The sequence below is a fragment of the Adlercreutzia sp. CNCM I-6215 genome (assembly GCF_977072315.1).
This window is the reverse complement of sequence record NZ_CDRVMA010000006.1, coordinates 155797-164707: the sequence shown is the minus strand read 5'-3', so window position 1 is coordinate 164707 and position 8911 is coordinate 155797. Positions and strand designations below refer to the sequence as shown.

Here is an 8911-nt window from a genome sequence, read left to right as displayed (position 1 = left end):
CCTCCTCTCCGGTGCTTTCTCGACAATCGCATCGTAGCGGGAGGCCCCTTTCCGCGTGTACCGAAAGTGGGTCTATGTCAATGGTGGTTTAACAGCGGGCCCAAAGATTTTGTGCAGGATTTTGCGTTTGGGAGAGTCGCACGCTCCCTGCGAGCTCTCCCAAACGCAAAATCTTGCACCGAAAAGGCCCGTAAGGAGCTCCAAGGCTCTCCCAAACGCAAAATCCTGTGCTTTTGCTCGATAGCGAGGGTTCTGCTATACTTTCCGCGCTATTTCGGGACGTGGCGCAGTCTGGTAGCGCGCCTGCTTTGGGAGCAGGATGTCGCAGGTTCGAATCCTGTCGTCCCGACCATGAATTTAGGCTGCGAGCCCTGCCGAGCAATCACGTTTGGCAGGGCTCGTCTTTCCCTTACCAAAAAGCTCACCGAAAATAAAGAGCTGCCGGCCGATTTGCAGGTGACAAATAGGTGTCATCTCGTTTGCGCTGAGACAACTAAAGCCCCCGGCCCCTAGAGCGAACCCCAAGTTGTGGGACAGTAGATGCCGTCAAACACAACAGACCTTGTTACGACTTGGCGGGCCCTGCTCTCGAAGCCGCATGAGATCTTGTGTGGCTGGCACGTTTCTATCTGTATCCGATCTAGGATAGGAGAGCTTCTATGCAAGGAGTAAACGTCAAAAGCGAGATCGGCAACCTCAAGAAGGTCATCCTTCACCGCCCCGGCGACGAGTTGCTGAACCTCACCCCGAACACCTTGGAAGAGCTGCTGTTCGACGACATCCCGTTCCTTCCCGTGGCCCAGGAGGAGCATGACGCCTTCGCGAAGATCCTTCGCGACGAGGGCGTCGAGGTCGTGTACCTGGAGGACCTCATGGCCGAGGTCCTGGACGCCAAGCCCGAGCTGCGCCGCCAGTTCCTCGATCAGTGGATCTACGAGGCGGGCATCCGCACTGATATGTACCACGACATCATCACCGACTATATCGAGAGCAACTACCCGAACACCAAGGACATGGTCATGAAGACCATGGCCGGCATCAACCTGCAGGAGCTGCCGCAGAAGGACACGCACCTGCTCGTGGACATGGTGTCCGACCGCTGCAAGCTCGTGTGCGCCCCGATGCCGAACCTGTACTTCACCCGCGACCCGTTCGCGATGATCGGCAACGGCGTGTCCATCAACCGCATGTACAGCCAGACGCGCAACCGCGAGACCATCTACGGCGATTACATCTTCAAGAATCACCCCGATTTCGTGGGCACCCCCGAGTACTACAGCCGCAACGACACCTTCCATATCGAGGGCGGCGACATCCTGAACATCAACGAGCACGTGCTGGCCATCGGCATCTCCCAGCGTACCGAGCCCGACGCCATCGACCACATCGCCCACAACATCTTCAACGACGAGACGAGCCCGATCGACACGATCCTGGCCTTCAACATCCCGTCCTCCCGCGCCTTCATGCACCTGGACACGGTGTTCACCCAGATCGACTACGACAAGTTCACCATCCATCCCGGCATCATGGGTCCGCTCACCGTGTTCGAGATCACCCCGGACGGCAACGGCGGCACGAAGATCCGCGAGCGCAACGAGGATCTCGAGAAGGTGCTCTCCGAGTACGTCGGCCAGGCCGTGAAGCTCATCCCCTGCGGCGGCGGCGACCGCATCGCGGCCGAGCGCGAGCAGTGGAACGACGGTTCCAACACGCTGTGCGTGCGCCCCGGCACCGTGGTGGTGTACCAGCGCAACAACGTCACCAACGACGTGCTGTACAAGCAGGGCATCAACTGCCTGGAGATGCCCTCGGCCGAGCTCTCCCGCGGTCGTGGCGGCCCGCGCTGCATGTCCATGCCGGCCTGGCGCGAGGCCCTGTAAGCCGCAAGGCGCCCGCTCCGCCAAGGAGCGCTCTTTCGTCCGTCTTTTCCGGCCCAGTCTAGCCAGCCAGCGCTGGGCCGTAAAAGAGGCGCGGGTTCCCCGGTTCTCGGGGGCCCCGCGCGATACAAATGTCTCTTTCAAGGGAAAGGAAACAGAACATGCCTATCAATCTCAGCGGTCGTCCGTTCCTCCGCCTGCTCGACTTCTCCACCGAGGAGATCGAGTACCTGCTGAAGCTCTCCAAGAACTTCAAGGATCTCAAGCGCACCGGCACCCCGCACCGCTACCTCGAGGGCAAGAACATCGTGCTGCTGTTCCAGAAGACCTCCACGCGCACCCGCTGTGCCTTCGAGGTCGGCGCCATGGATCTCGGCATGGGCGTGACCTACCTTGATCCCGGTTCCTCCCAGATGGGCAAGAAGGAGTCCATCGAGGACACCGCCCGCGTGCTCGGCCGCTTCTACGACGGCATCGAGTTCCGCGGCTTCGCCCAGACCGACGTGGAGGATCTGGCCGAGAACGCCGGCGTGCCCGTGTGGAACGGCCTGACCACCGAGTGGCATCCCACCCAGATGCTCGCCGACATCCTCACCGTGCAGGAGAACTTCAACTACGACATCAAGGGCAAGACCCTCGTGTTCATGGGCGACGCCGCCAACAACGTGGCCCGCTCGCTGATGGTCGTGTGCTCCAAGCTCGGCATGAACTTCGTGGCCTGCGGCCCGAAGGAGAACATGCCCGACGCCGAGCTCGTGAAGACCTGCGAGGCCATCGCCGCCGAGAACGGCTGCACCGTGAAGTGCACCGACGACGTGAAGGACGCCTGCACCGGCGCCGACGTCATCTACACCGACGTGTGGGTGTCCATGGGCGAGCCCGACGAGGTGTGGCAGCAGCGCATCGAGCAGCTGCAGCCCTATCGCGTGACCAAGGAGATCATGGCCATGGCGAAGCCGACGGCCATCTTCCTGCACTGCCTGCCGGCCTTCCACGACACCAACACCACCACCGGCGCCGACATCGCGAAGCGCTTCGGCGTGACGGAGATGGAAGTGGAGGACGACGTGTTCGAGTCGAAGCAGTCGAAGGTCTTCGACGAGGCCGAGAACCGCATGCACACCATCAAGGCCGTCATGTACGCCACGCTGCAGTAGCTTTCGTACCGCTACGGTAGCTGGCACATAGTTCGACACCTCGGGGCCGTGCGGAGTCGGGAGGGGAACCGCACGGCCCCCGTGTTTTGTCAGTCATTCGATTAAGGAGGGATAACCATGGCAGCTGCAGAGAAAGGCAAGAAAAAGAGGGCGCCTCTGTCCTCGTTCACCATCTTGCTCATCATCTTGGTGGTTCTGGCGATTGTCACTGTTATCATGTCCGCGTCGGGCGTCGAGGGCGTCCAGGGCGCGACGCTTTCCCAGGTGCTCACCGCGCCCGTGTTCGGCTTCCAGGACGCCATCGGCGTGTGCCTGTTCGTCATGATCCTGGGCGGCTTTCTGGGCATCGTCACCGAGACCGGCGCCCTTGACGCCGGCATCGCGGCCCTCGTGCACAAGCTGAAGGGCAACGAGCTCGTGCTCATCCCGATTTTGATGGCGATCTTCTCCATCGGCGGCACCACCTACGGCATGTGCGAGGAGACGGTGCCCTTCTACCTGCTGCTCGCCGCCACCATGGTGGCCGCAGGCTTCGACAGCCTGACCGGCGCGGCCGTGGTGCTGCTCGGCGCCGGCGTCGGCGTCATGGGCTCCACCGTGAACCCGTTCGCCGTCGGCGTGGCCGTCGACGCTTTGAACGGCATCGGCGTGTCCGTGAACCAGGGCATCATCATCGCGCTCGGCGTGATCATTTGGCTCGTGTCGCTCGCCATCGCCATCGTCTTCGTGATGCGCTACGCCAAGAAGGTGAAGGCCGACAAGGGCTCCACCTTCCTGTCGCTGCAGGAGCAGCAGGACATGATGAACGAGTGGGGCATGAAGGAGTCCGAGACCGAGGCCGCCGACGATGACGCCGCCGCGACGCCGAAGATGTCCGGCCGCCAGAAGTGGTCGCTCATCGTGTTCGCGCTCACCTTCGTCATCATGATCGTCTCGTTCATTCCCTGGGCCGACCTCGGCGTCACCATCTTCGATGCCGGCGCCACCACCCAGGAAGTGACGACCACCGTGACCGGCGAGGAGCTTGTGAGCGCCTACGACGAGGCGAACGGCACCACGACGACGCTTGCCGCTCCGGTTGAGGCCACCTCCGTTGCCGAGGAGGAGGTCACCCCGGCCTGGTCGAGCTTCCTGACTGGCGTGCCGCTGGGCAGCTGGTACTTCGACGAGGCCTCCACGTGGTTCCTGCTCATGGCTCTTGTCATCGGCGTCATCGGCGGCGTGTCCGAGAGCCGCTTCGTGAAGGCGTTCATCAACGGCGCCGCCGACATGATGTCGGTCGTGCTCATCATCGCGCTGGCCCGCTCCATCACCGTGCTCATGGCCAAGACGGGCCTTGACATGTGGATCCTGAACAACGCCGCCGCGGCGCTGACGGGCATGTCGGCGATCATCTTCGCGCCGCTGTCGTTCCTGCTCTACATCGTCCTGTCCTTCCTGATCCCGTCCTCCTCCGGCATGGCCACGGTGTCCATCCCGATTCTGGGCGGCCTGGCCCACCAGCTGAACTTCTCGGTCGAGACCATGGTCATGATCTACTCCGCCGGCAACGGTCTTGTGAACCTGTTCACGCCGACCTCCGGCGCCATCATGGGCGGCTTGGCCCTCGCCAAGGTGGAGTACTCCACGTGGCTCAAGTTCGGCGCCAAGCTGTTCGTGGTCCTCGGCGTGGTCTGCATCGTGATCCTCACGGCGGCCATGGTGATCCTGTCGTAGCATCCAGGGCAAGCGCGCGAACTTGTGCACTTGCACAGTTCTGACCTGCGGAACCGTTAGCGGGAGCGCCCGGGCACAGTGCTCGGGCGCTCCTGTTTTTCTCGGGTCGTTCATGCTATTATGGCCGCTTATAGGCGCGATTGGGTACGGCACAGCCCGCGCGCGTGGTAACGCCGACGTACTGAAGACGTACAGAAGAGGAAGTTAGACCAATGGAAATTCGCGAATCCCTCGAAGCGGTCATCGACGCCGCGATCGACGCGGCCCGTGCCGACGGCTCACTTGAGCTGGCGGAGGCCCCGCAGGCAGCTCTTGAGCGACCCCGCGACGAGGCCAACGGCGACTGGGCGAGCACCGTCGCCATGCGCACCGCGAAGCTCGCTCACAAGAACCCCCGCGAGATCGCCCAGATCATCGTGGACCACATTCCCGCAAACGACATGATCGCCTCCGTGGAGATCGCCGGCCCCGGCTTCATCAACATCCGCCTGTCGGACGCGGTGCTGCAGGGCGTGGTGCGCGAGGTGCGCGAGGAGGGCGACAACTTCGGTCGCGGCACCATTCCCGAGGGCGAGCGCTACGTGAACCTCGAGTACGTGTCCGCCAACCCCACCGGCCCCTTCCACGTGGGCCATGGCCGTTGGGCGTCCTTGGGCGATGCCATGGCGCGCGTCATGCGCCACGGCGGCTACGACGTGTACGAGGAGTACTACATCAACGACCACGGCAACCAGATGGACGTGTTCGGCAACTCCGTGAACGTGCGCTACCAGCAGCTGCTCGGCCGCGACGTGGAGATGCCCGAGGCGTGCTACGGCGGCGCCTACGTGAAGGACATCGCCCAGGACATCATCGACCGCGACGGCGACAAGTGGCTGAACGTCTCCGACGAGGAGCGCGTTGAGGCCTTCCGCGAGATGGCCTACGACATGACGCTCAAGAACCAGCGCGAGGTGCTGGCCAACTTCGGCACCACCTTCGACAAGTGGTTCTCCGAGCGCTCGCTGTACGTGGAGGACGAGAACGGCGAGAGCGCCGTGTCCCGCTCCCTGGACGCCATGCGCGAGAAGGGCTACCTCTACGAGAAGGACGGCGCCCTGTGGTTCCGCTCGACGGATCTGGGCGACGACAAGGATCGCGTGCTCATCAAGGGCGACGGCGAGGCCACCTACTTCATGAGCGACGTGGCCTACCACTACGACAAGATGATGCGCGGCTTCGACCACCTTATCGATCTGTGGGGCGCCGACCACCACGGCTACATCAAGCGCTGCGAGTGCATGCTCGAGGCTTGGGGCTGGCCCGGGGCGCTCGAGGTGCAGCTGGGGCAGCTCGTGAACCTGTTCCGCGATGGCAAGGCCGTGCGCATGTCCAAGCGCACCGGCGAGATGGTCACCTTCGAGGAGCTCATCGACGAGGTGGGCGTGGATGCCACCCGCTACCTCATGCTGTCTCGCTCGGCCGACCAGCCCATCGACTTCGACATCGAGGTGGCGAAGAAGAAGGACGCCTCCAATCCGGTGTACTACGTACAGTACGCCCATGCGCGCATCTGCTCGATCCTGCGCAAGGCGGCCGATGAGGCCGATGCCGCCGCCGTCGAGGCGGGGGAGATGACCATGGGCGAGCTCGCCGAGAAGATCATCCCCGAGGATTGCGACCTGACGCCGCTCACCCATCCCTCTGAGCTGGCGCTCATGCGCAAGATGGCCGACTTTGGCAACCTCATCGCCCTGGCGGCCCGCGACCGCGCGCCGTTCCGTCTGACCCACTACGCGCAGGATCTGGCGTCGCTGTTCCACCAGTTCTACACCAACTGCCACGTGCTCACCGACGACGCCGACGTGCAGACGGCGCGTTTGGCCCTGTGCGACGCCACCCGCATCGTGCTGGCCTTGACGCTGAACCTGCTGGGCGTGTCGGCTCCGGTGAAGATGTAGCCATCGGATTTTGTGCTTTCACCCATTTGAAATAATTTGGGTAATTGACTATCGGGAAGAACGGCCGTAATATCCTTCCCGTCGAACAACTACATAGCATCTTCAGGGCAGGGTGAGATTCCCGACCGGCGGTAAAGTCCGCGAGCCTTAGGGCTGACTCGGTGAAATTCCGAGACCGACAGTACAGTCTGGATGGAAGAAGATCTTCAGCGTGCGCGCGTATGCTCAAGGGCCCTGGAACCTCGTGTTTCAGGGCCCTTTGCAATGCGGGCGCCCCCCTGTCCTGAGGTGTCTTTGTGAAAGGAGGCATGATGGACGGAGGGCGCAGCGTCCCCGATGGGGCGCGAGGGGGCGTGCGATCGTCGGAAGTGGGTGCGCAATCAGCGGATGCCGACGGCTCGCTGCCCGCTGAGGCTGATGAGCGCTTCATGGCCCGAGCCGTTGAGCTGGCCCGGCGCGGAGCGGGATGGACGAGCCCCAACCCCCTTGTCGGCGCCGTCATTGTGCGAGACGGCCGTATCATCGGCGAGGGCTGGCACCACCGTTTCGGCGGTCCCCATGCCGAGAGGGAGGCGCTTGCGGCTTGCAGCGAGTCGCCGGCCGGTGCCACGGCCTATGTCACCTTGGAGCCCTGCTGCCATACGGGCAAGACGCCGCCGTGCACCGAGGCGCTTATCGAGGCCGGCATTGCGCGCGTGGTCGTGGGCGTGCTCGATCCCAACCCTCTTGTGGCGGGCAGGGGCAACGAGGCTCTGCGGCGGGCCGGCATCGAAGTGGCCGTGGGGGTCTTGGAGCCATCGTGCCGCGCTGTCAACGAACCGTTCCTGCACGCCATGGAGCAGCGCCGTCCCCTGGTGATAGCCAAATACGCCATGACCTTGGACGGGAAGGTGGCCACGCGGGAGGGGCTTTCTCGCTGGGTGACCGGAGAGGCGGCGCGCCGCCGCGTTCATGAGGACCGCCACCGCCATGCCGGGGTCATGGTGGGCATCGGCACGGCGCTCGCCGACGATCCTCTGCTGACGTGCCGCCTCGATGGACGCGAGGTCTCCCAGCCGGCGCGCGTCGTGGTCGATGCCGCCGCGCGCCTTCCCCTGGAATCCCAACTGGTTCGCACGGCAAGCGAGGCGCCCGTGATAGTGGCCGTGGCCGAGGGCGCGCTGCTGGCTCGCCGCAACGCCCTGGCCGAGCGCGGATGCGCGGTGGTTGCGGTGCCTGCGAGAGAAGGTCGCGTTGACCCTCGCATTCTCATGGAGCTGCTCTGGCAGCGCTTCTCTCTGGACTCCCTGATCGTGGAAGGGGGGCCGACGCTTCTCGGCAGCCTTTTCGACGAAGGTTTGGTCGATCGCGTCCAAGCCTACATTGCGCCCAAGATTTTCGGCGGCTTAGAAGCTTTGGGCCCCGTGGCGGGGCGCGGGGTGGGGGATCCGGCGGATGCGCCCGTCCTTTCCGAGGTGTCCCTGCAGATGATGGGAGGCGACGTGCTGCTGGAAGGGAGGCTTCAGCCATGTTCACCGGTATCGTAGAGGAAGTGGGACGCGTGCGTTCCCTGCGCGGCGGCTCCAAAGACGGCGTGCTACGCATTGCCGCCAAGCGGGTTTTGGGCGATGTGCGACTGGGCGACTCTATCGCAGTCAATGGTGTGTGTCTGACGGTGACGGACTTCGACGGCGGCTCTTTCACGGCAGATGTCATGCCCGAGACCCTGCGGCGATCGAATCTGGGAATGCTCCGCGCGGGGAGCCCCGTCAATCTGGAGCGCGCTCTGGCGGCCGACGGGCGCTTCGGGGGCCATATCGTATCGGGCCATATCGACGGCATGGGCACGATTGCCTCGGTGCGCCAGGAGGCGAACGCCGTGTGGTACGAGATAGAGGCGGCGCCCTCCCTCCTGCGCCTGGTCGTCGAGAAGGGCTCGGTTGCCCTCGACGGCATCAGCCTGACGGTGGCAAGCGTCTCGGACGCTTCTTTCACGGTATCGGTCATTCCGCACACGCGGGAGCAGACAACCCTCGCCTCCAAGGGCGTCGGCGATAAGGTCAACATGGAGAACGATGTCATCGGCAAGTACGTGGAGCGTCTGCTGCCGCGCGCATCGCCCGGGAAGGACGAGCTTTGGGGAAAGGGTGGCGGCAGTCCGAAGGCGAGTCCGTCGTCACCGGGTCTCACGCGGGATTTTCTTGCGGCCCATGGGTTTTAGGCTCGCATCTGCACGGCA

6 protein-coding genes, 1 tRNA gene and 1 riboswitch are annotated in these 8911 nt (G+C 63.8%); all 7 genes read left to right on the top strand.

From position 1 onward, the window contains the following. The first annotated feature begins 275 nt into the window (after nt 1-275). The 7 genes from ACW4LP_RS06560 (at nt 276) to ACW4LP_RS06530 (ending at nt 8893) form a co-directional block, all read left to right on the top strand. Nucleotides 276-352 (top strand) — tRNA-Pro (locus ACW4LP_RS06560). Nucleotides 353-659: 307 nt separating this feature from the next. Continuing rightward, nucleotides 660-1883 carry an arginine deiminase gene (gene arcA, locus ACW4LP_RS06555; protein ID WP_455803613.1) on the top strand — a complete coding sequence of 408 codons (1224 nt, stop codon included), beginning with the start codon at nt 660-662 and terminating at the stop codon, nt 1881-1883. 158 nt (nt 1884-2041) lie between these two features. Beyond that, entirely contained in the window at nt 2042-3037 is a 996-nt protein-coding gene (argF, locus tag ACW4LP_RS06550) for an ornithine carbamoyltransferase (RefSeq protein WP_455803612.1), read from the top strand. 117 nt (nt 3038-3154) lie between these two features. Beyond that, a complete protein-coding gene (locus tag ACW4LP_RS06545) occupies nt 3155-4753 on the top strand; it encodes a YfcC family protein (RefSeq protein WP_181815611.1) in 1599 nt (532 codons plus the stop codon). 212 nt (nt 4754-4965) lie between these two features. Further along, nucleotides 4966-6693 (top strand): arginine--tRNA ligase, encoded by a 1728-nt coding sequence (gene argS / locus ACW4LP_RS06540; RefSeq protein WP_302223058.1) that lies wholly within the window; start codon nt 4966-4968, stop codon nt 6691-6693. A gap of 94 nt (nt 6694-6787) precedes the next feature. Then, a riboswitch (FMN riboswitch) is annotated at nt 6788-6901 on the top strand. 100 nt (nt 6902-7001) lie between these two features. After that, nucleotides 7002-8219, top strand: coding sequence for a bifunctional diaminohydroxyphosphoribosylaminopyrimidine deaminase/5-amino-6-(5-phosphoribosylamino)uracil reductase RibD (gene ribD / locus ACW4LP_RS06535; protein ID WP_225885598.1), 1218 nt, complete (start codon nt 7002-7004; stop codon nt 8217-8219). Next, nucleotides 8201-8893 carry a riboflavin synthase gene (locus ACW4LP_RS06530; RefSeq protein ID WP_302223057.1) on the top strand — a complete coding sequence of 231 codons (693 nt, stop codon included), beginning with the start codon at nt 8201-8203 and terminating at the stop codon, nt 8891-8893. The genes ribD and ACW4LP_RS06530 overlap by 19 nt, the downstream gene beginning before the upstream one ends. The last annotated feature ends 18 nt before the right edge of the window (nt 8894-8911 follow it).